Annotated in this window: 26 protein-coding genes; 16 read left to right on the top strand and 10 right to left on the bottom strand. The window is 35.3% G+C overall.

The window, feature by feature from the left end:
- Positions 1–39: 39 nt before the first annotated feature.
- Complete coding sequence (gene malK, locus U9966_RS03805; protein WP_306346225.1) at positions 40–1155, bottom strand: maltose/maltodextrin ABC transporter ATP-binding protein MalK; 1116 nt, start codon at positions 1153–1155, stop codon at positions 40–42.
- 331 nt (positions 1156–1486) lie between these two features.
- On the opposite strand from malK, the gene malE reads away from it, so the two are divergent.
- The 5 genes from malE to U9966_RS03780 all read left to right on the top strand — a co-directional run bounded on the left by malE (position 1487) and on the right by U9966_RS03780 (position 8577).
- A complete protein-coding gene (gene malE / locus U9966_RS03800; RefSeq protein WP_090922869.1) occupies positions 1487–2671 on the top strand; it encodes a maltose/maltodextrin ABC transporter substrate-binding protein MalE in 1185 nt (394 codons plus the stop codon).
- 97 nt (positions 2672–2768) lie between these two features.
- On the top strand, positions 2769–4325 hold the full coding sequence (gene malF / locus U9966_RS03795) for a maltose ABC transporter permease MalF (protein WP_090922867.1): 1557 nt from the start codon (positions 2769–2771) through the stop codon (positions 4323–4325).
- A gap of 12 nt (positions 4326–4337) precedes the next feature.
- Entirely contained in the window at positions 4338–5228 is an 891-nt protein-coding gene (malG, locus tag U9966_RS03790) for a maltose ABC transporter permease MalG (protein WP_211597898.1), read from the top strand.
- Between the two features lie 10 nt (positions 5229–5238).
- Entirely contained in the window at positions 5239–7257 is a 2019-nt protein-coding gene (malQ, locus tag U9966_RS03785) for a 4-alpha-glucanotransferase (protein WP_407675192.1), read from the top strand.
- Positions 7258–7629: 372 nt separating this feature from the next.
- Entirely contained in the window at positions 7630–8577 is a 948-nt protein-coding gene (locus U9966_RS03780; RefSeq protein ID WP_306346226.1) for a Kdo(2)-lipid IV(A) acyltransferase, read from the top strand.
- An 89-nt stretch (positions 8578–8666) separates the two neighbouring features.
- Here U9966_RS03780 and U9966_RS03775 read toward each other — a convergent pair whose 3' ends face one another.
- From U9966_RS03775 to lolB, 3 genes are read right to left on the bottom strand one after another with little or no spacing between them, the layout of a single operon-like run.
- A complete protein-coding gene (locus tag U9966_RS03775) occupies positions 8667–9617 on the bottom strand; it encodes a ribose-phosphate pyrophosphokinase (protein WP_306346227.1) in 951 nt (316 codons plus the stop codon).
- Between the two features lie 21 nt (positions 9618–9638).
- Positions 9639–10484: a 4-(cytidine 5'-diphospho)-2-C-methyl-D-erythritol kinase gene (gene ispE / locus U9966_RS03770; RefSeq protein ID WP_306346228.1), complete on the bottom strand. Its 846-nt coding sequence runs from the start codon at positions 10482–10484 to the stop codon at positions 9639–9641.
- A 1-nt stretch (position 10485) separates the two neighbouring features.
- Entirely contained in the window at positions 10486–11121 is a 636-nt protein-coding gene (lolB, locus tag U9966_RS03765) for a lipoprotein insertase outer membrane protein LolB (protein WP_306346347.1), read from the bottom strand.
- Positions 11122–11337: 216 nt separating this feature from the next.
- Here lolB and U9966_RS03760 point away from each other — a divergent pair, with 216 nt between their 5' ends.
- From U9966_RS03760 to asnS, 8 genes are all read left to right on the top strand, one after another.
- The gene (locus U9966_RS03760; RefSeq protein ID WP_306346229.1) at positions 11338–11934 is read left to right on the top strand and encodes an opacity family porin; all 597 of its coding nucleotides are present in this window, start codon (positions 11338–11340) and stop codon (positions 11932–11934) included.
- Positions 11935–12143: 209 nt separating this feature from the next.
- Positions 12144–12413, top strand: coding sequence for a 30S ribosomal protein S15 (rpsO, locus tag U9966_RS03755; RefSeq protein WP_090921316.1), 270 nt, complete (start codon positions 12144–12146; stop codon positions 12411–12413).
- A gap of 79 nt (positions 12414–12492) precedes the next feature.
- Positions 12493–13080, top strand: a complete 588-nt coding sequence (locus U9966_RS03750; RefSeq protein ID WP_306346230.1) for a LemA family protein — start codon at positions 12493–12495, stop codon at positions 13078–13080.
- 96 nt (positions 13081–13176) lie between these two features.
- Positions 13177–13623 carry a TPM domain-containing protein gene (locus U9966_RS03745; protein ID WP_306346231.1) on the top strand — a complete coding sequence of 149 codons (447 nt, stop codon included), beginning with the start codon at positions 13177–13179 and terminating at the stop codon, positions 13621–13623.
- On the top strand, positions 13620–14384 hold the full coding sequence (locus tag U9966_RS03740) for a TPM domain-containing protein (RefSeq protein WP_306346232.1): 765 nt from the start codon (positions 13620–13622) through the stop codon (positions 14382–14384). Before U9966_RS03745 ends, U9966_RS03740 begins: the two co-directional genes overlap by 4 nt.
- A gap of 24 nt (positions 14385–14408) precedes the next feature.
- Positions 14409–14561, top strand: a complete 153-nt coding sequence (locus tag U9966_RS03735; RefSeq protein WP_211599408.1) for a YoaH family protein — start codon at positions 14409–14411, stop codon at positions 14559–14561.
- Between the two features lie 19 nt (positions 14562–14580).
- Positions 14581–15012: a hypothetical protein gene (locus U9966_RS03730; protein WP_306346233.1), complete on the top strand. Its 432-nt coding sequence runs from the start codon at positions 14581–14583 to the stop codon at positions 15010–15012.
- 21 nt (positions 15013–15033) lie between these two features.
- Positions 15034–16437, top strand: coding sequence for an asparagine--tRNA ligase (gene asnS, locus U9966_RS03725; protein ID WP_306346234.1), 1404 nt, complete (start codon positions 15034–15036; stop codon positions 16435–16437).
- Positions 16438–16511: 74 nt separating this feature from the next.
- On the opposite strand, the gene U9966_RS03720 is transcribed toward asnS, so the two are convergent.
- The 6 genes from U9966_RS03720 to U9966_RS03695 all read right to left on the bottom strand — a co-directional run bounded on the left by U9966_RS03720 (position 16512) and on the right by U9966_RS03695 (position 19732).
- A complete protein-coding gene (locus U9966_RS03720; RefSeq protein WP_306346235.1) occupies positions 16512–17273 on the bottom strand; it encodes a phosphotransferase in 762 nt (253 codons plus the stop codon).
- A gap of 5 nt (positions 17274–17278) precedes the next feature.
- A complete protein-coding gene (locus tag U9966_RS03715; RefSeq protein ID WP_306346236.1) occupies positions 17279–17647 on the bottom strand; it encodes a DUF1425 domain-containing protein in 369 nt (122 codons plus the stop codon).
- A 17-nt stretch (positions 17648–17664) separates the two neighbouring features.
- Positions 17665–18018, bottom strand: a complete 354-nt coding sequence (locus U9966_RS03710; protein ID WP_211599414.1) for an HIT domain-containing protein — start codon at positions 18016–18018, stop codon at positions 17665–17667.
- Between the two features lie 10 nt (positions 18019–18028).
- Positions 18029–18892 (bottom strand): protease HtpX, encoded by an 864-nt coding sequence (gene htpX, locus U9966_RS03705; protein ID WP_306346237.1) that lies wholly within the window; start codon positions 18890–18892, stop codon positions 18029–18031.
- A gap of 151 nt (positions 18893–19043) precedes the next feature.
- On the bottom strand, positions 19044–19217 hold the full coding sequence (locus U9966_RS03700; RefSeq protein WP_306346238.1) for an anti-sigma factor family protein: 174 nt from the start codon (positions 19215–19217) through the stop codon (positions 19044–19046).
- A gap of 2 nt (positions 19218–19219) precedes the next feature.
- On the bottom strand, positions 19220–19732 hold the full coding sequence (locus U9966_RS03695; protein ID WP_322631728.1) for a sigma-70 family RNA polymerase sigma factor: 513 nt from the start codon (positions 19730–19732) through the stop codon (positions 19220–19222).
- 182 nt (positions 19733–19914) lie between these two features.
- Here U9966_RS03695 and msrB point away from each other — a divergent pair, with 182 nt between their 5' ends.
- Genes msrB through U9966_RS03680 form a run of 3 tightly spaced genes read left to right on the top strand, consistent with a single transcriptional unit; the run spans position 19915 to position 22112 of the window.
- Positions 19915–20982 (top strand): peptide-methionine (R)-S-oxide reductase MsrB, encoded by a 1068-nt coding sequence (msrB, locus tag U9966_RS03690; protein ID WP_407675191.1) that lies wholly within the window; start codon positions 19915–19917, stop codon positions 20980–20982.
- 1 nt (position 20983) lies between these two features.
- Positions 20984–21634: a cytochrome c biogenesis protein CcdA gene (locus U9966_RS03685; protein ID WP_306346240.1), complete on the top strand. Its 651-nt coding sequence runs from the start codon at positions 20984–20986 to the stop codon at positions 21632–21634.
- A 10-nt stretch (positions 21635–21644) separates the two neighbouring features.
- Positions 21645–22112, top strand: a complete 468-nt coding sequence (locus U9966_RS03680; RefSeq protein ID WP_306346241.1) for a redoxin family protein — start codon at positions 21645–21647, stop codon at positions 22110–22112.
- The last annotated feature ends 20 nt before the right edge of the window (positions 22113–22132 follow it).

The following is a 22132-nucleotide window of genomic DNA, read 5'->3' as shown; positions in this document are numbered from 1 at the left end:
AATAAAGTTTTTGTTTTTGTGATTACTATGAAAAAATACTTACACCCCAAGCTCTTTAAATAATCGCTTGCAAGCTGTACCATCTTCCTTAAATAGATGGCAACGATTTGGATCAATCCCAATAGCCATTTCATCGTCTTCTGAGACTAATACAATATCATTTTGGCGATAAACAAGGTTTTGTTTAATCGGTGGCATTTCAATATGAATTTGGGTTTCATTACCAAGCTGTTCCACCACTTTTACTTTTCCTTTAATACAAATTTCAGCTTGATCAGAAGGTAATAAATGCTCAGGGCGAAGTCCAAGTGAAAGATTATCACCCACTTTTACTCCTGCACTTTCAACTGGCACCCAGAAATTAAGGTGTGTAGAATCTGGTAATTCAATTTTTACGCCACCTTCACGCACATCAATGACTTTCACAGGTAAGAAATTCATTTTTGGTGAACCAATAAACCCTGCCACAAAGCGATTAGCTGGATAGTGATAAAGCTCTAATGGTTTACCGACTTGTGCCACGCCTCCTGCTTTTAAAACGACAATTTTATCCGCAAGGGTCATCGCTTCAATTTGATCGTGAGTAACGTAAATCATTGTGCGGTTTAAACGTTTGTGGAGCTTTGAAATTTCGACACGCATTTGCACACGTAATGCCGCATCTAAATTAGAAAGTGGTTCATCTAACAAAAACACTTCTGGTTGAGAAACTAAGGTTCGCCCAATCGCCACACGTTGACGTTGTCCCCCTGAAAGCTCTTTTGGTTTACGTTCTAATAAGTGAGCAAGTTGCAAGATTTCAGACACTTGATTAACTCTTTTATCAATATCTGTCTTACTTGCTTTCGCTAATTTCAATCCAAAAGACATATTCTCAGCCACACTTAAATGAGGGTAAAGGGCATAAGATTGAAACACCATACCAATATTACGTTTAGCAGGTGGAATATCATTCATTCTTGTATCACCAATAAATAGATCACCTGTTGTAATATCTTCTAAGCCTGCTATCATACGCAGTAACGTTGATTTTCCACAACCAGAAGGTCCAACGAAAACCACAAATTCGCCTTCTTTTATCTCAAGATTTACATCTTTTGAAATATGGATATCGCCATAAGATTTACTTACATTTACTAATCGAACATCAGCCATTGTATTTATCCTCTCTTTTTTTATTGAAAACTAATATAATAATATTATCTAGGGAAAACATCATACTTGGATAAAAAAAATCATAAAATATAAGCGGTCTTTTTTTGTGCAAATAAAGTATTTTTTTGTGATATAGATCACGAAATTAAATTGTTTTTTTGTGATCACTGTCACAAATATTCGATAATAATGTAAGAAGTATGATCAAGTTCACAAAAAAAATAATAGGGGATGAGAGGGGGGGATGAGGTCTTTTAAATATAATTATTTCATTATACCGCTCGAATTATCTTAGTTTCTTTATATATCAACAAACAAAGAGGAAAATGTTATGAGAAATTTAACAAAAACAGCCCTTGCCGTATTAGCAGGTTTATCTGTGGCACAAGGTGTGTATGCAAAAATGGTTGAAGGTCAAATCAACATTTGGATCAATGCAGATAAAGGTTACAACGGATTAGCCGAAGTGGGTAAAAAGTTTGAAGCGGATACTGGTGTAAAAGTTGTTGTCGAGCATCCTTCTAAATTAGAAGAAGTGTATCCACAAGTTGCCGCTTCTGGTGATGGTCCAGATGTGATTATTTTTGCTCACGACCGTTTTGGTGGCTATGCACAAGCAGGTTTGCTTGCAGAAATTCAACCAAGTGCCGAGTTTAAAGCAAAATTATCTGACATTGGTTGGAAAGCAACAAGCTATAAAGGTAAACAAATTGCTTACCCAATCGCAGTGGAATCTTTATCTTTAATCTATAACAAAGATTTAGTACCAACCGCTCCTAAAACGTGGAAAGAAGTCATTGAGTTAGATAAAAAACTTAAAAAAGACGGTAAATCAGCGATTATGTGGAACTTAGCTGAACCTTACTTCACTTGGCCAATTATCTCTTCACAAGGTGCTTACGCGTTCAAATTAACTGATAAAGGTTATGATGCAAAAGATATTGGCGTGAACAATAAAGCAGCACAAAAAGGGTTACAGTTTGTGGTTGATTTAGTGAAACAAAAAGTCATCAACAAAGATACTGACTATGCCGTTGCAGAAGCGGGCTTTAATAAAGGTCAAACCGCGTTAACAATTAATGGTCCTTGGGCTTGGGCAAATATTGAGAAAAGCGGTATCAACTATGGCGTAGCAGTATTACCTAAATTAAACGGTAAAGCAGGTAAACCATTTGTTGGCGTATTAAGTGCTGGGGTGAATGCAGCAAGTCCAAATAAAGATCTGGTTAAAGAGTTTATGGAAAACTATTTATTAACAGATAGCGGTTTAGAAACCGTAAACAAAGATGTTGCATTAGGTGCGGTGGCATTGAAAAGCTATCAAAAAGTGTTAGCCAAAGATCCACGCATTGCGGCAACAATGGAAAATGCGGAAAATGGTGAAGTAATGCCTAATATCCCTGAAATGAGCCGTTTCTGGTATTCAGAAAAAGCAGCGATTACCAATGCGGTAACAGGTCGTCAAAGTGTTAAAGCAGCACTTGATGAAGCACAAGCGAAAATTGAAAAAGAGTAATTAATTTATTCAAATACTAAAAATTTTGCATAGAACTGTAGAGACGTAGCATGCTACGTCTCTACTCCTCATAATAATAAAAATTTAGGACGAAAATATGCTTACTTCCATTGAAACACCACCAACAAATCTTCAAATTTGGGGAAAACGCCTCTGCATTGGTTTGCTTTATTTATTAGCCTTTTATCTTGTTTTTACCATTTATTTACAAGGTGAGATTATATTTGCACTGCTGGTGTTGGTTGTTTTAACCTCTGGTATTTATGTGTTCAGCAATGGCAGAGCATATCGTTGGCGTTATCTTTACCCAGGTGTATCCGCAATTGGAATTTTTATTATTTTTCCATTATTGATGACCGTTATTATTGCATTTACTAATTATAGTGGTGCAAATAGATTGAGCTTTGAGCAAGTTGTTTCACAATTACAATCACAAAAATTTGCTTTTGGAGAGCGTTTTAATTTTAAATTATTAGCAATCGAAAACAATAAATATCAACTCACACTAAATAACAGCAAATTACAAAAAAATTATCTTTCTGCACCACTTGATCTCACAAAATTACCAAAAGAATTATCCGTCAATGAAGTGGCAAAATTACCAGAAGGTAAAGTTGCACCATTAAAAATTATCATAAAAAATCGTACTAATTTACAAGCGGTTAATGTTGTACTACCATCAAATGAAAGCCTAACAATGAGTTCATTACGCCAATTTACGGAACAGAAGAAGCGGTATGATTTTGATCAAAATTCGCAAATTTTAATCAATAATGAAACAGGCGAAAAATATAAAGCAAATAATGAAATTGGTTTCTTTCAAAAAATTGATGAACAAGGGCAGTTTGTTGAACAGCGTTTAGAACCGGGTTATATCGTTGCGGCAGGTTGGAGTAATTACATTAAAATTTTAACTGATAAAGGTGTACAAGAGCCTTTTGTTAAAATCTTTATTTGGACAGTGATTTTTGCTTTCTTAACTGTTATTTTTACTGTATTTTTAGGAATGATTTTTGCCTCACTGGTGCAGTGGGAACCTCTGAAAGGTAAAGCTGTTTATCGCTTATTGCTAATTTTACCTTATGCCGTACCGGGTTTTATTTCCATTCTGGTATTTAAAGGATTGTTCAACCAAAGTTTTGGGGAAATAAACTTAATTCTTAACCAATTATTTGGTATTCGCCCTGAATGGTTTAATGATCCAACTTTAGCCAAATCAATGCTATTAATTGTAAATACGTGGTTGGGTTACCCTTATATGATGATTGTTTGTATGGGCTTACTCAAAGCCATTCCAAATGATTTGTATGAAGCCTCTGCCATTGACGGTGCGACAATGTGGCAAAATTTTACCAAAATCACAATGCCAATGTTATTAAAACCACTGATGCCATTGATGATCGCCAGTTTTGCCTTCAACTTTAATAACTTTGTACTGATTCAATTATTAACCTTAGGTGGTCCAAATATGGTTGGCACAACCACCCCAGCAGGGCATACTGATTTACTTGTAAGTTATACTTACCGTATCGCCTTTGAAGGTAGCGGATCACAAGACTTTGGCTTAGCAGCGGCAATTGCAGTGATTATCTTCTTACTGGTCAGTATTCTTGCCTTGTTCCAAATTCGTTTAACCAAATTACAGCAAGATTAGGAGGAAGATAAAATGGCAATGGTTCAAGAAAAATCCATAAAAGTACGTTTATTTTCAACACACTTATTTTTAATTTTATTTTGTGCATTAATTTTGTTCCCAATGTTGATGATTATCGGCATTTCATTAAGACCGGGTAATTTAGCACTAGGAGAAATTATTCCTAGTACGATCTCTTTTGAGCATTGGAAGTTGGCATTAGGACTTCCTGTGACACACGCTGATGGAACAGTCACGCCACCTCCTTTTCCTGTTTTATTATGGTTATGGAACTCTGTGAAGGTGGCGACAGTGACCGCTGTTCTAACATTAATTTTTTCCACAACATCAGCTTATGCTTTCGCTCGTTTAAAATTTGCAGGAAAAGGTGTATTGTTACAAGGAATGTTGATTTTTCAAATGTTCCCAGCGGTACTTTCATTAGTGGCATTATATGCGTTATTTGACCGTTTAAGTGATTACATTCCATTCTTAGGATTGAATACGCACGGTGGCGTAATTTTTGCTTATTTAGGTGGAATTGCAATGCACGTTTGGACAATTAAGGGATATTTTGAAACCATTGATGTTTCTTTAGAAGAAGCGGCAGCCTTAGATGGAGCAACCCCTTGGCAGACTTTCCGCTTAATTTTATTGCCATTATCAGTCCCTATTTTAGCGGTGGTGTTTATTTTATCTTTTATTTCTTCTATTATTGAAGTACCCGTTGCCTCATTACTATTACGAGATGTGGACAATTATACTTTAGCAGTGGGTATGCAACAGTATTTAAATCCTCAAAATTATTTATGGGGCGATTTTGCCGCTGCTGCTATTCTTTCTGCTATTCCAATTACCTTAGTCTTTATTTTGGCACAACGTTGGTTAGTGGGTGGTTTAACATCTGGTGGTGTAAAAGGTTAGGAGAATAAAAATGATAAAACAACAACACCCATATATTTACCCTTATTTTATTGATGAAAAAGGAGAGCGTAGTTATTCAACGCCAGAAGTGTATCAACGCATTGCCAACTTGTTGGGTGAGCCACAATCTCAACGGGCAGTACCTTTTGTAAAAGTAGTCAAACAAAATCAAGCGGTCACTTTTGATCTTAATTTTACTAAAAATGAAAAAGTGGACGACTATTGGCAACTGACATTAGAAAATGGCGAAACACGTTCAGGTTATATTTTTAATTATTCAGTCAATTTGCCGAGAAATCTTCCATTGGGCTATCACGTTTTAACTATTAAAGCGGAAAAGCAGACCTTTGAATGTCAAATTATCGTTACCCCAGAAAAAGCCTTTCAACCAGTTGAATTGCAACAGGGTAAAAAACTGTGGGGATCGATTTTACAGCTTTATACTTTACGCTCAAAAGAGAACTGGGGAATCGGTGATTTTGGGGATCTGCAACAATTTTTAACGAAAATCGCACAACAAGGTGGCGATTTTGTGGGCTTAAATCCTATTCATTCTTTATTCCCTGCAAACCCTGAAAGTGCCAGCCCTTATAGTCCTTCTTCTCGTTTATGGCAAAATATTATCTATATTGACGTAAACAAAGTGACCGCTTTTCAACAAAGTAAAAAAGCACAAAGTTGGTTTAATTCACAAGAAATTCAGCAACAGTTGGCAGATGTCAGAAATGCCGATTATGTAGATTACACAAAAGTTATACAGCTAAAATTACAAGGCTTAAAACTCGCTTTTGAAACTTTTAAAACCCAAAATCAAGCTGATTTTGAAGGCTTTATTCAACAAAATGGTGAAAATTTGCTTATTCAAGCGACCTTTGATGCACTTCATCAATACCGTTGTGAACAATTAGAAAATCAATGGGGCTGGGATTCTTGGGACAGCGAATATCACGATTATCATTCCCCAGCGGTTGCAAAATTTAAACAAGAACACCCCGATTTAGTACGTTTTTATATGTGGCTACAATTTATCGCCCAACAGCAATTAGCTGAGTGCGATAAATTAGCGAAAAAATTAAAAATGCCGATAGGTTTTTACCGTGATTTAGCGGTGGGCGTTTCAGCCAATGGTGCAGAAACGTGGGCAGATAAAGCACTTTATGTATTAGATGCCTCTGTTGGTGCACCGCCTGATATTATGGCACCACAAGGACAAAATTGGGGATTATCACCAATGCACCCAGATGTGCTACAACAACGTGGTTATCAGCCTTTTATTGATTTATTGCGTGCCAATATGCAACATTGTGGCGCATTGCGAATTGACCATATTTTAGGTTTTGCACGTTTATGGTGGGCAACCAAAGGTGTACCAGCCAAAGACGGGGCTTATGTACGTTATCCACTAGACGATTTACTGGGAATTCTAGCCCTTGAAAGCCAACGTCATCAGTGTTTAATTATTGCCGAAGCATTGGGGATTGTACCTGATGGAATGCTTGAAGCCTTAGAACAAAAAGGCATTTTGGCGTATAACATTTTCTATTTTGAATTTGATGAAAATGGTAGCAAGCGATTACAAGATTACCCTTATCAAGCAATGACAACCCTAAGCACTCACGATTTGCCAACAGTAAAAGGTTACTGGCAAGATTATGATTTTGAATTAGGCGAAAAATTTGGGATCTATCCGAATGAAGATCTACTTAAACAACTAAGAAAAGATCGTGTAGTTGCGAAGCAAAAAATCCGTCACGCTGTAGAAACAAGCGGTCACATTTTAGAAGAAACTTGCAAAAATGTGAGCCAAAATTTCACACATCAATTACAACATTATGTGGCGGATACCAACAGTGCGTTATTTGGTACACAACCTGAAGATTGGTTGAATATGCTTGAACCAGTGAATATTCCAGGGACGAGTGATGAATACCCAAACTGGCGTCGGAAATTGAGTAGAACGATAGATGAAATTTTTGCTGATGAAAAGGTAATTTCTCTGTTAAATAAAATAGATAGTACTCGTCAGTAATGGGGTAAGATTGTATTTCGAAATTCATTACCCCCCCTCCTAGCCTCCCCCCGCAAGCGGAGGGAGGAATAATAGACTAAAAAAGAAGAAAGTTTAACTCGTGACCTAGCCTCCCCCCGCAAGTGGAGGGAGGAATAATAGTGAAGAAAGCCCTTATGATGTGCTGAGTGCCTAGCCTCCCCCCGCCACAAGCGGAGGGAGGAATAATAATATACACCGCAACTCCCCTCCTCCGCTTGCGGGGGAGGGCTAGGGTGGGGGGTAAAAACATACCGTACCCCATATCAATAATAATCTTTCTACATACAATTTATTACAATAATGACGAAATTCAGGTAAAATTGAGGAAATTTTATTTAATAAATAATAAAAATGGCAAATAAAACACAGTTTCCTCCTTTTCAAATGCAATTTTTACACCCCAAATATTGGGGACTATGGCTTGGATTAGGTTTTTTTCACCTAATCTTATTGCTTCCTTATCCTATTTTATTAAAAATCGGTAAAGGACTAAGTGCTATTTTCAAAATTGCAAAATTCGGAAAATATCGTACCGCTATTGCAAAACGTAACCTTGAACTTTGCTTTCCTAATTACTCAAAACAAAAAATCGAACAGCTTGTTGAAAAAAATATTGAATCTGTCGGAATGGCTATCATTGAAACAGGAATGGCGTGGTTTTGGTCGGATAAACGGATTCTAAAATGGTCAAAATTTGAAGGAATAGAACACCTTAAACAAGCTGAAAAAGATCAAAAAGGGATTATTTTAGTTGGCGTACATTTTTTAACCTTAGAGTTAGGAGCAAGAATTATGGGATTACACCATCAAGGTATTGGTGTTTATCGCCCTAATGATAATCCTTTGCTTGATTGGATTCAATTTCGTGGACGAGTGCGTTCTAATAAAGCAATGTTAAACCGCAATGACTTACGAGGAATGATTAAAGCACTGCGTCAAGGAGAGATGATTTGGTATGCACCTGATCACGACTATGGTAGAAAGTCTAGCGTATTTGTTCCTTTCTTCAACGTAAAAAAAACAGCAACAACGACTGGTACGAGAATGTTACTACGTTCTGCTCCCAACGCTGTTGTTATTCCATTTTCACCTATTCGTAATACTGATGGAACAGGTTATACATTAACGGTCAGCCCCCCTGTCGATTTCAGTCACTGTACAGATGATATTGACACAGCTACCTTAATGAATAAGGTGGTAGAAAAAGAAATAATGAATGCTCCTGAACAGTATATGTGGCTACATAGACGCTTTAAAACTCGTCCAAATGAAGAAGATCCGAGTTTGTATAAAGGGTAAAATAAGCGGTATGATTTTGTGAAAAATTTGCAAAAATAAAAAAGTCCGACAATGCTCGGACTTTTTTTATTATGAAGTATCAATCTTCTTTAAGCACCAAACATTGCTGAAATTGACTCTTCATTGCTAATACGACGAATCGCTTCTGCAAGCATTCCTGATAAAGTTAATTGTCTTACTTTACCCAAAGCAAGGATTTCTGGTGTTAAACCAATAGTATCCGTCACCACAATTTCATCTAATGCAGGATTACTTAAATTCTTAACTGCATTACCAGATAGAACAGGGTGTGTTGCATAAGCAAATACTCGTCTTGCCCCACGTTCTTTTAAGGCTTCCGCCGCTTTACCTAATGTGCCACCAGTATCAATCATATCATCAACCAAAATACAATCACGATCGTTAACATCACCAATAATATGCATAACCTGTGCGACATTTGCTTTTGGACGACGCTTATCAATAATCGCCATATCAGTATCATTTAACAGTTTTGCTACTGCTCTGGCACGTACCACACCGCCAATATCAGGAGAGACGACAATTGGATTAACTAAGTCATTTTTCTTTAAAATGTCATCAATTAATACTGGTGAACCAAATACGTTATCTACTGGCACATCAAAGAAACCTTGAATTTGCTCTGCGTGTAGGTCACAAGTTAACACTCGATCGACGCCTACACTTGAAAGAAAGTCTGCCACTACTTTTGCGGTAATTGGAACACGCGCTGAACGTACGCGACGATCTTGTCTTGCATAACCAAAATAAGGGATAACTGCGGTAATACGACCTGCGGATGCACGGCGAAGGGCATCAATCATTACCACTAATTCCATTAAATTATCATTAGTTGGTGCACAAGTGGATTGAACAATAAAAATATCTCCACCACGTACATTTTCATTAATTTGTACTTGAATTTCACCATCACTGAAACGGCTAACCGTTGCATTTCCTAGCGAAGTATAAAGACGGTTTGCAATTCGGTTTGCAAGTTCAGGAACCGCATTCCCTGCGAAAATTTGAAGATCGGACATTGTGTAAGAACCTCTAGTAGTTTAAAAAAATAAATTCAGTTTTTGATGCAAAGGAGAGATGTTTTTCCCCCTTGCAATAAAGCCAGTCACTCCTTCTGGCTTTAATAAAAAGACTTTCTCTGCTGCTTCTTTTGTATCAAATTCAGCGAAAATACAAGCACCTGTACCTGTAAGCCTAGTCGGGGCATATTGTACCAACCAGTTAATAAGATATTCAACCTCTGAATAGTGATCTTTAACAACTTTTTCGCAATCGTTTTCCCATTTTTTTATTAATAATTGATCTAACGTAAATTTTGGGGTATTTCTTGGAAGATTAGGATTACTAAAAATTGTTTTAGTCGAAATGTGTACATCTGGTTTTAAAACTAAATACCACTTTTGTTGGGGTTCACAAAAAGTTAATCGCTCCCCTACTCCTTCAGCAAAAGCTGCTCGCCCTTGCACAAAAATGGGTACATCAGCACCTAAAGTCAAACCTAAATCAGCTAATTCTTGTAATGAAAGCCCTAATTTCCATAAATAGTTTAAACCCACTAAGACTGTTGCTGCATTGGATGAGCCTCCCCCCAATCCTCCACCCATTGGTAACCTTTTAGTAACAGTCATTCTTGCACCCAATTTAGGATTATTGTAAGCGGGATGATTTTGTAATAATTTTGCCGCTTTATAAATTAAATTTTGCTCAGTAGGGACATTTTCAATTTCATTTAGTAATTCAATTTTACCCTCTTGAGTAACCTCTATCTCAATCTCATCACCAAAATCTAAAAATTGGAAAAGGGTTTGTAACTCGTGGTAGCAATCAGGTCGTTGACCATTAATATATAAAAATAAATTTAGCTTGGCGGGGCTTGGTAAAATCATCTTAATATTTCCAGTTATCTATACGAATTTTTAAGGTTTGTTGACTGTTTTGTAGAATGATTAATTTAGGTAAATTCGGTTGTTTATCTTCGTGATATGCCACATAACTCACTTGCCAACGTTGCCCATTCAACGCATAGTTAAATTGAGATAACTGACGTTTTTCATTCACAATATAATCAGAAGTGGCACTTGGTAAGCCTTTTAACCAATCACCAAATTGTTCAATGGGAAAACTAAATCCTACCATATTTTTAATAAGTTGATTTGTATCCTTGCCTGTTCGTGTTCGACCCTTATTATCTGAAATTGTCAGACCTTGTGGGTGACGATTGAGAGAGAGAGATTGACTGGATAAACTTGAAGAAAGAATAAAATTAAAATGTTGAGTATCTTGATATTTCCAATTAAATAAAGAAGAAAAACGTTCTTTCGGCTGTGTTGAAATATACCCAAATTGTCCTTTGGTTTGGTATGATTTTATTTTTTTAAGTTGAGTTAGTTGTGCCTTCCATTGAGAATCGGAATGTGAAATTGTGACTTTATTTTTAACCTGCGTAGGCGCATCTAATATTGATGTACAAGCAGAAATAATCCAAATACTACTAATTAAACTTAACTTTAAAATTGATTGAATATTCATTATTTTTCTAAACAAATGAGAATAACTATAATAATAACAGATTTTTATTTAAAGATCAGCGGTAACATTTTTATAAAATTATGCAAAATACAACGTTCTATCAACCATACGCTGAATTATTATGCTAAATAGCAAAAATTATTGTTGTATGATTAAGATTACTTCTGCATAATGCCTCCGCTTTTAACTTTTAACTAATGGAGTAAACAAATGAAAAAAGCATTTTTAATTACAGCGTTATCTTTAAGTCTAACTGCACCTGTAGTTGCACAACAAGGAATTTATGTGCAAGGTGATTTAGGTTATTCATCAATTAAAATAAAATCTGGTGATTACAAAGAAAAATCAAAAGGTTTATCACCTCGTCTTAGTCTTGGTTATAACTTTGGTGATGTTCGTGTAGCGTTAGACTATACACATTACAAAAATAAAACGGCCTCTGAAAAATTAGATAATAATAGAATGGATAAACTTACTCAAAAATTTAATAGTTTTGGTGTATCTGCTATCTATGACTTTGCTCTTGATCTACCAGTAACACCTTATATCGGTGCAAGAATTTCGTCAAATCATTGGAAATTGATTTCTAAAGAGAGCAATACACGTAACCAAAATATCAATATTTACAAATATAGTAAATCGAAAGTTGGTTTAGGTCTTTTAGTTGGTACAAGTTACAACTTAATGCCAAATTTAGATCTTGATGTAGGTTATCATTACAACTATTGGGGTAAATTTAAAACAGAGAATAGTAAGGTAAAAATTAATAGCCACGAGTTTTCAACAGGTTTACGCTATACTTTCTAATTTTAGTTATTATCACTAATCTAATATTATCGTCATCATATATGGGAATATTAAATTTAATATTTCCATAAATATACGTTTTCAAACTAATTTCAATATTACTCATTGATTTTTTATCATATTACTTTAAAATTAGCTATTCCGTGTCATAGCTGAATTAGAGATCGGCTATTGATGAATTTTAACTTACTTATTTTAGGAGTAAAAATATGTCTCTAAGTGCAGAAGCAAAAGCAAAAATCGTTGCTGAATTTGGTCGTGATGAAAAAGATACTGGTTCATCTGAAGTTCAAATCGCTCTTTTAACTGCTCAAATTAACCATTTACAAAATCACTTTAAAGAACACAAAAAAGACCATCACGGTCGTCGTGGTCTATTGAAAATGGTTTCACGTCGTCGTAAACTTTTAGATTACTTAAAACGTACGGATCTAAATCGTTATGCAGACACTATCGCACGTTTAGGTTTACGTCGTTAATTTCAAAACTTAATACGAAGCGAGCGGTTAAATGCTCGCTTTTTTTCTATGTATTTTCTATATATTGGGAGTTTAATTTATGAAAAAGTGGATTTTAATCGGCTTAGTCGTTATCACTGTTTTGGGTGGTTTTACCTTAAAAAATAGTTATAACGGTTTAGTTACAGCAGAAGAAGATATCAATTCTGTTTGGGGAAATGTGGAGTCAGCTTATCAACGCCGTGCAGACTTAATTCCTAATTTAGTGAATACCGTCAAAGGGCAAGCTAATTTTGAAAAAGAGACCTTAAGTGCAGTGATTGAAGCTCGTGCGAAAGCAACGCAAACTACTATCGACCCAAGCAAAGCAACACCAGAGCAGATGGAAAAATTCCAACAAGCTCAACAAGGCGTAAACTCAGCATTAGCTCGTTTATTAGTTAGTGTAGAAAGATACCCTGAATTAAAAGCACACGAAGGATTTTTAAATTTACAAGCTCAACTTGAAGGTACGGAAAACCGAATTAATGTTGAACGTAATAACTTTAATAATGCCGTAAAAGAATATAATAAAAAAGTACGTCAATTCCCAACTAAATTGTTTGCAGCTTTATTTGGTTTTCAATCAAAACCACAATTTAAAGCAAGTGCAGGTGTGGAAAATGCACCAACAGTAAACTTTAATTAAAATGATTGACTTAGCAAGCGGTAAGATCTGATGAAAAATTTGCAAATTTTTGTAAACATCTAACCGCTTGATGTCATTTATACCAATGGTAACACGATGAAACTCTTTTCTTTTTTTAGTAAAAAATTACCTGTTGATACACAACAAATTGAACAAGCCATTGCTCATTTAGAACAACACACCTCCGCTGAATTACGGGTTGTGGTGGAACGTAAAGCGAAAACCCATTCTGCGATTGAGCGTGCTGAACAACTGTTTAATGAATTAGAAATGTATCAAACGGCACAACACAATGCGGTGTTAATCTATTTATCTTTTAAACCGCATTATGTGGCAGTAATTGGTGATAAAGGTATTCATCAGAAAGTCGGTGATGAGTTTTGGCAAGCAGTGTATGATGCAATGAAACAGCAATGTCAACGCGGTAACTTTACCCAAGCAATTTGCAATGGGATTAAAGAAGTGGAAACTCAACTCATAAAATATTACCCAATTCAAACTGATGATATTGATGAACTTTCAAATGAGGTCATTATAAAATGATAAAGCGTATTTTATTACATATTGGCATTATCTTTGCTCTTTTTATCAGTTTATCTGCTCAAGCAAATTACCCTGATGTGCCTAAACCTTTTCAATATGTCTCTGATTACACCAAAACATTAACCCAACCGGAACAACAACAATTAGAAACTGCCCTTGTCGATTATGGTCAAAAAACCAGTTCACAAATTGCAGTCGTGATTATTCCTTCCACTGAGGGAGAAGACGTTTCTAGTTATAGCTTTAATTTATTTAATAAATGGGGAATTGGACGCCAAAAAGAAAATAATGGCGTATTATTACTGATTGCCAAAAATGATCATAAACTTTTTATTGCAACAGGTAGAGGCTTAGAAGGTGCTTTGCCTGATGCTATTGCTTCGACTATTATTCGCCATAATATTGTTCCCTTTTTTAAACAGAACAAATATGCAGAAGGTATTGCAAGTGGCTTATCTGCCATTATTCAAGCTACAAAGGGAGAATATAAACCACTAGAATCAGAAAAAGAGAAAGCCGATCCTTTTGATGGTTTCTTTATTTTTTTAGGCGTTGCATTCCTATTATTTGTTATTTTTAATAGTATTGGACGTAAAAATCACTATGTAAGTCCAAGCTCACTAGGGGGTATTGGCTCAATGTCTCATCATTCTGGTAGATTTGGTGGAGGCAACAGTGGTTTTGGAAGTGGAGGCTTTGGCGGAGGCGGTGGCTTCGGCGGAGGAAGTTCTGGTGGCGGTGGTGCTGGCGGAAGTTGGTAATACTAGAAAAAGAGGAAAGAAAAGATGTATAATGATACTCAGCTTGAGTTAACCCACGAACAACAGCAACAAGCAGTTGAAAAAATTCAACAACTCGTACAGCAAGGAATGGCACACGGAGAAGCAATTAATCTCGTTGCAAAACAGTTACGTGAACAATCTAGCAAACAAATTTAACTCTATAATGGAAATCACTATGAAAAAATTAAACTTAGCAACACTCATTACTGGTCTTATTTTACTATTTAGTACTCAAACAAGTTTTGCAGAACCGAACGTAAAAATACACATTGATAATTCTTCAGAAACAAATACTATTTCTATTTCAAAGAAAAAGACTCGTTTATGTTGGGATATCAGTGATCTTGAAGCTAATACTCAGTATGACATTGTAGAGGAATTTACCTCTCCTCCAAATGGCTATTTTGATAATGGAACCAGTACAACAGTAACAAATAGTAATAAAACAAAACACACTCTTCTTTCAAAAAAAGAAAGCTCTCAAGATGGTTTTATCAGTAATAACTGTTGGTATTTTTCAAAAGAAGACCCTTTAGGGGACTATACTTTAACAATAAAAGTAAATGGTATGCCATATTCCAATTTTCCATTTAAACTAACAAAATAATTAAAATATATTGAGGTAATAATGTCACAATTTTCTTCTATTTCTGATGTGTTATCAGAAAAAATTACCGTTGGTAAAACAATTACTGTTCGTGGTTGGGTACGTACTCGCCGTGATTCTAAAGCAGGATTATCTTTCCTTGCGGTCTATGATGGGTCTTGTTTTGATCCTATTCAGGCTATCGTTAATAACGATATTGAAAATTATCAACAAGAAGTATTAAAACTTACCGCAGGTTGCTCTGTCGAGGTAACTGGGACGGTTGTTGAATCACCTGCAAAAGGGCAAGCTGTCGAACTTCACGCAACACAAGTTAAAGTGGTGGGTTGGGTTGAAGATCCTGATACTTACCCAATGGCAGCAAAACGTCACTCTATGGAGTATTTACGTGAAGTTGCCCACTTACGCCCTCGTACAAATTTAATTGGTGCGGTGACTCGTGTTCGCCACTGTTTGGCGCAAGCCATTCACCGCTTCTTCCACGAAGAAGGGTTTTATTGGGTAGCAACACCATTAATCACAGCGTCTGACACCGAAGGTGCGGGCGAAATGTTCCGTGTTTCTACCTTAGACTTAGAAAACTTACCTCGTACAGAAAAAGGTGAGATTGACTTTAATGAAGATTTTTTTGGTAAAGAAGCATTTTTAACGGTATCTGGTCAATTAAATGCTGAAACCTATGCTTGTGCATTAAGTAAAGTATATACTTTTGGTCCAACATTCCGTGCGGAAAACTCAAATACCACACGTCATCTCGCTGAATTTTGGATGGTGGAACCTGAAGTGGCTTTTGCTAATTTAGCAGACAATGCAGCCCTTGCAGAAAGAATGTTGAAATATGTATTTAACGCCGTTTTAACAGAACGTGCTGATGATTTACAATTCTTCGCTAAACACATTGATAAAAGCGTTATTGAACGTTTAGAAAGTTTTGTCAATTCTGATTTTGCTCAAATTGATTACACTGATGCGATTGATGTATTATTAAAATCAGGCAAAAAATTTGAATTTGCCGTTGAATGGGGAATTGACCTTTCATCAGAACACGAACGCTATTTAGCAGAAGAACACTTTAAATCGCCAGTGGTGGTGAAAAACTATCCAAAAGATATTAAAGCTTTCTATATGCGTTTAAATGATGACGGTAAAACCGTTGCTGCAATGGATGTTTTAGCACCTGGAATTGGCGAGATCATCGGTGGTTCACAACGTGAAGAACGTTTAGAGGTGTTAGATGCACGTATGGAAGAAATGGGATTAAACCCTGAAGATTACTGGTGGTACCGTGATTTACGTAAATACGGTTCAGTACCTCATTCAGGATTTGGATTAGGGTTTGAACGTTTGATTGTTTATGTAACAGGTTTACAAAATATTCGTGATGTTATCCCATTCCCACGTGCACCACGAAATGCGAATTTTTAATTAAAAGTCACCACTTGGTTGGATTTATAATAATTTACTCCCTCATCATTCTATTAGAAAGATGAGGGATTTTTTTATTTCGCTACTTCTTCCCACACTTGGTTTAATAGGTTAACCACTATTTGGTATTCATTAATTTTTGATTTAAATGCCTGTTGATTAAATTTGGTTAGCACCAGATAATAATCAAAAAAATAATTTTTCTGTTCTATTGTAAGCTCATTAGCATTGAAAAAAAGAGCGATATCCAACGCAGGATCTGAAACAGCGGCATATTCCCAATCAATTAAAAATAATTGACCATCATTTTCTATAAAATTACCTAAATGTAAATCGTGATGACAGATACTCTTTGCAAAAGGTTTGATCGGTTTTAATATAGAGATATCAATACATTGCTTTTGTTGTAAAGTAAGTTGTTTGTATAAAAAATGACAACGCTCTACAATATCAAAATTTGCAAATTTTTGTAAAAATCGTACCGCTTGTGGATCATTAAATTGATGTAACTTAGCAAGATGCTGTGCTAATTGAGAGAGTAAGGGGAGCGTAAATTGAGTAACTTCTGCACCTTGAATATAGCTTAATATAGTGAAGTGTTGATTATGGTAAAGCACGTTAGGGGCAATATTAAGCGGTGTGATAGTATTTAAAATTTGCCATTCTAATCCATAATTAATCCCTAAGTTTGTTGCCCGTTCACTTTGTTGATGAAGAATATAACACTCGCCATTCTCCAGCTCAATTATTTGACTACAAGCGGTTAGATTTGCAGAATTTTTTACAAATGTGACCGCTTGTTTAAAATAGTTTTCAAGCCAATTTTCTAGGTTCATTTAAATTAGTTTTTACGTATATAAATACGATAATAATAACTTTGCTGTGTTGGTTTATTTAGCTCAATCTGTTGTTTTTGGGAAGGCTTTAACGCTAAATTATGCCATTCATCTGTTCCAACTTGGGTTGTACCTCGTTGACTATACCAAAACAATTTATAAGCTAAATTCACTTCTTTAGTTGAGCTATTTTTTATAGCCAAATACTCTACTTCTGCATCTACATCAAGCTGTGAGGCAATATTCTCTGCAATATTAACTAATGGTCGATTGGTTGCCACACCTAGTGAATCGGTATGTTTACTAATACAACCACTTAACACTATCAAAGACGTGAATATGGTGACTATTTTGAATAAGATTGCTTTTTTCACTGAATTTTACCTATTTTTTAAACCATTTTTCCCAGTTGCTCACCACCAATAAGATGTAAATGAATATGAAACACTTCTTGTCCGCCGTGTTTATTACAATTCATTACTAAGCGATAACCCTCTTCTGCAATTCCTTCTTCTTTGGCAATTTTTGCAGCTACCGTCATTAAGCGTCCTAGTACCAACTCATCTTCTGTAGTCACGTGATTGACTGTTGGAATAAATTTGTTAGGAATAATTAAAATATGAGTTTTAGCTTGAGGAGAAATATCTCTAAAAGCCGTGACTAACTCATCTTGATAGACGATATCTGCTGGAATTTCTTTGCTAATGATTTTACTAAAAATTGTTTCTGGATACTGTTTTTCCATTTTATTTTCCTTACTTTGCTTGTTCAAACTGAGATAAATTTCTTAATGCTTCAATTCGTTTTTCTAATGGTGGGTGGCTACTAAATAATTCTTTGCTTGTTACATTAATCATAAAAGCAGACAATGAACCTTGCATTTCTTGTGGTTCGTGAATAGATTGTAACCGTTGCAATGCTGCAATCATTTTTTCTTTCCCAACTAAACTGGCTGAACCTGCATCTGCTCTAAATTCACGATAACGTGAAAACCACATTGCAATCATACTCGCTAATATACCTAATGCAAATTCTAATACCATTGAAACAAGAAAATACATACCTGTACTACGGCTTTGCCCATTTTCTCCTCGAGAAATCACACTCGCAATCACTCTAGAGATAAAAATCACAAAAGTATTTAACACACCTTGTAATAAAGTCATTGTCACCATATCACCATTGGCAATATGCGATACCTCGTGAGCAATCACCGCCTCTGCTTCCTCTTGTGTCATTGTATTAAGTAACCCTGTACTTACTGCAACAAGTGACCCTTTTTTAGTTGCCCCAGTTGCAAAAGCATTCACATCGGCAGAATGATAAATAGCAACATCAACCATTGGAATACCTGCTTGCTCTGTTTGACGTTGTACGGTATCCATTAACCACTGCTCTGCATTGTTGCGAGGGGTTTGAATAATTTCCGCTCCCACAGAACGCAGTGCCATTGTTTTGGATAAAAATAACGAAATAATAGAACCCGCAAATCCAAACATTGTTGCCATTAATAACAAGCCAGTTAAACTGCTACGCTCAATTCCTGTTAAACTTAAAATAATTCCTAAAACAATCATTACACCCATATTGGTTGCTAGGAATAAAAACATTCTCATCATAACTTAATCTCCAACTCTATTTTAAATATATCAATAATAAAACCCTAATATGGGGGGCTTTTCTGTTATTTCAATAAAATGAATACAATAACCCTAGCGGTAAGATAAAACACAAAATTTGCAAATTTTTCTTTTTATCTTACCGCTTGTTTTACTCTTCATTCGCAAATTTTTTCATAATTTCACTCATTTGTTGACAATTTTTTTTAAAATGACGACATTGAGGACAAATAACTAAATGAGCCATCACTCCACACTTTTCATTGAATTTTAATTTTCTTTCGCGGGATTGTGAAACTAATTGCGTGACTTGTAAACATTTCATTTTTAATCCTCCAATTTTAACTTTCTAGACAAACAATGCTGTAATTGTAATCTGGCACGATATAACAAAATATGTAAATTACTCGTTGTGATTTTAACGGTTTCACAAATTTCTTTTGATGGAAAGTCTAAATACTCCCTCATCATAAAGACCTGAGCTTGCTTGGCAGGTAAATAAGTTAAACAGGCTTCAAAAATCAACCAAAATTCTTTTGAGTAAATTTTATCTTCATTATCTTGCCACGACGTTTGGCTATATTGTGGTTTCCAGTGATCTTTTTGATCAAAAAATGTATTTTCATTCTCTTCTGTGATTAAATCACTTTCTAGCACTAAGCGATCTTTTTGACGCAGATAATCAATAATCTTATTTTTTAAAATTGCAAAGATCCATGTCTTAAGTGCTGCTTGACGTTTAAAGTGAGTAATATTATTTAAAGCACCTAATAATGCCTCTTGAACCATATCTTCTGCAATATCACTATTGTTAAGTTGTAAGTAAGCAAATTTTAACATCTGCTCTCGAATTTCGTTTAATTGCTGATCAGAAAAGGAATTATTGATTGCATTATTTATCACTATTTTTACTTCCTTAAAAAATATAAAAAAATGTGTAAGCATTTTGTGATTACTACGACTAACATTATAAAGGATAAAAACTTTTAAGCAGAAATTATTTTTAAATAAAAGGATACTCAATGAAATTAAGCTATTTATTATTCATTCCTTTAACGCTATTATCGTTAAAGGTAACCGCAAATAATGAAAACGAAAAAACAATGGAGCATACAATGATGACGCAAACACAAACGGAAAATCTACAACAGATTTACTTAGCAGGTGGCTGTTTTTGGGGTATTGAAGCCTATATGGAAAAAATATATGGTGTAAAAGATGCGGTTTCAGGCTATGCAAATGGCAAAACATCTCAGACTAACTACCAGCTTATTGGAAAAACCGATCACGCTGAAACGGTAAAAGTCACTTATGATGCTAATAAAATTTCGTTAGAAAAATTATTGAAATACTATTTTCAAGTTATCGATCCAACAAGCGTAAATAAACAAGGCAACGATCGTGGCAGACAGTATCGCACTGGCGTTTACTACCAAAATGAGATGGATAAAGCCGTTGTGTTAAACGTGATTGAGCAACAACAGAAAAAATATCAAGATAAAATTCAAGTAGAAGTTGAGCCGTTAAAAAATTATGTATTAGCGGAAGACTATCATCAGGATTATTTAGCAAAAAATCCGAATGGTTATTGCCATATTGATCTAGAGAAAGCGAATAAGGTCATCATTGATCCAAATGATTATCCAAAGCCAAGCGATAAAGAACTCAAAGCAAAATTAACACCGTTACAATACAGTGTTACCCAAAAGAAAAACACAGAGCATTCGTTCAGTAATGAATATTGGGATAATTTTAAAGACGGTATTTATGTCGATGTAACCACTGGCGAACCGTTATTTTCATCAATGGATAAATTTGAATCGGGCTGTGGTTGGCCAAGTTTTACCAAGCCAATCGATAAAGATGTCGTAAATTATGATGACGATACCAGCTTTAATATGGTCAGAACCGAAGTTTTAAGCCGTAGCGGTCAAGCACACTTAGGGCACGTTTTTGATGATGGACCAAAAGACAAAGGTGGCTTACGCTATTGCATTAACAGTGCCGCAATTAAATTTATTCCATTAGAACAAATGGAAGCCGAAGGATATGGCTATTTAATCAACCAAATAACAGGACAAGCAAAATAAAATGATTGAACAACAATTAGTAATTAGTAGTGTATTTTTAGCGGGGCTCGCCTCTTTTTTATCGCCGTGTATTTTTCCGATTATGCCGATCTATTTTGGTATTTTAAGTAAAGGGGGCAAAAAAATCCTCAATACATTTCTATTTATTTTAGGCTTATCTGTTACTTTTATTGGACTCGGATTTAGTTTTAGTTTTTTAGGTGACCTGCTCTTTAATGATACCACTCGTGTTGTCGCAGGGGTAATCGTCATTATTCTTGGTATTCATCAATTAGATATCATTAAATTCGGCTTTTTAGAAAGAACCAAAACCGTAGAAATTAAAACCTCAGGCAAAAGTGCCTCGATTGAAGCCTTTATTTTAGGACTAACATTTAGCTTAGGTTGGACACCCTGTATCGGTCCCATTCTAGCTTCAGTATTAGCTCTATCAAGCCAAGATAGTTCGGCATTTTATGGAGTAACAATGATGTTTGTATATGTACTTGGACTTGCCACACCTTTTGTGATTTTCTCATTCTTCTCAGAAGAATTATTGAAAAAAGCCAAAGTATTAAATAATCATCTTGGTAAATTCAAAATTTTTGGTGGCGTACTGATTATCTTAATGGGTATTTTGCTGATTACGAATAACTTAAATATCTTTATGTAAGGAACAAAAAATGAAAAAATATTTTTCTATATTGCTGGCACTATTCTCAATCACTGCCAATGCACAAATAAGCTTAGCGGATATTCCACTTAAAGATTTGAATAATCAGCCTATTTCTCTTAATCAATATAAGGGTAAAGACGTTTATGTGAAAGTTTGGGCATCGTGGTGTCCATTCTGTTTAGCTGGATTAGCTGATATTGATAAATTAAGTGCAGAAAAAGGCAAAAATTTTGAAGTAATTACCCTTGTTTCGCCAACTCACAGAGGTGAAAAATCAACGGAAGATTTTATTCGCTGGTATAACGGATTAGATTACAAAAATATCACTGTACTGCTTGATGAACAAGGAGAAATTATTAAACGAGCCAGAATTCGTGGTTATCCTTCAAGTATCATTTTAGATAAAGAGCTTAACATCAAAAAATCTCAAGCTGGGCATTTAACTAATGAACAAATTGAACAGCTCTTTCAATAGTCCTAGTGATATATTTTGAT

Source organism: Pasteurella atlantica (assembly GCF_963693435.1).
Taxonomy (GTDB): Bacteria; Pseudomonadota; Gammaproteobacteria; order Enterobacterales; family Pasteurellaceae; genus Phocoenobacter; species Phocoenobacter atlanticus.
The sequence above is the reverse complement of the archived record's forward strand: the minus strand, read 5'-3'. Positions and strand labels throughout refer to the sequence as shown.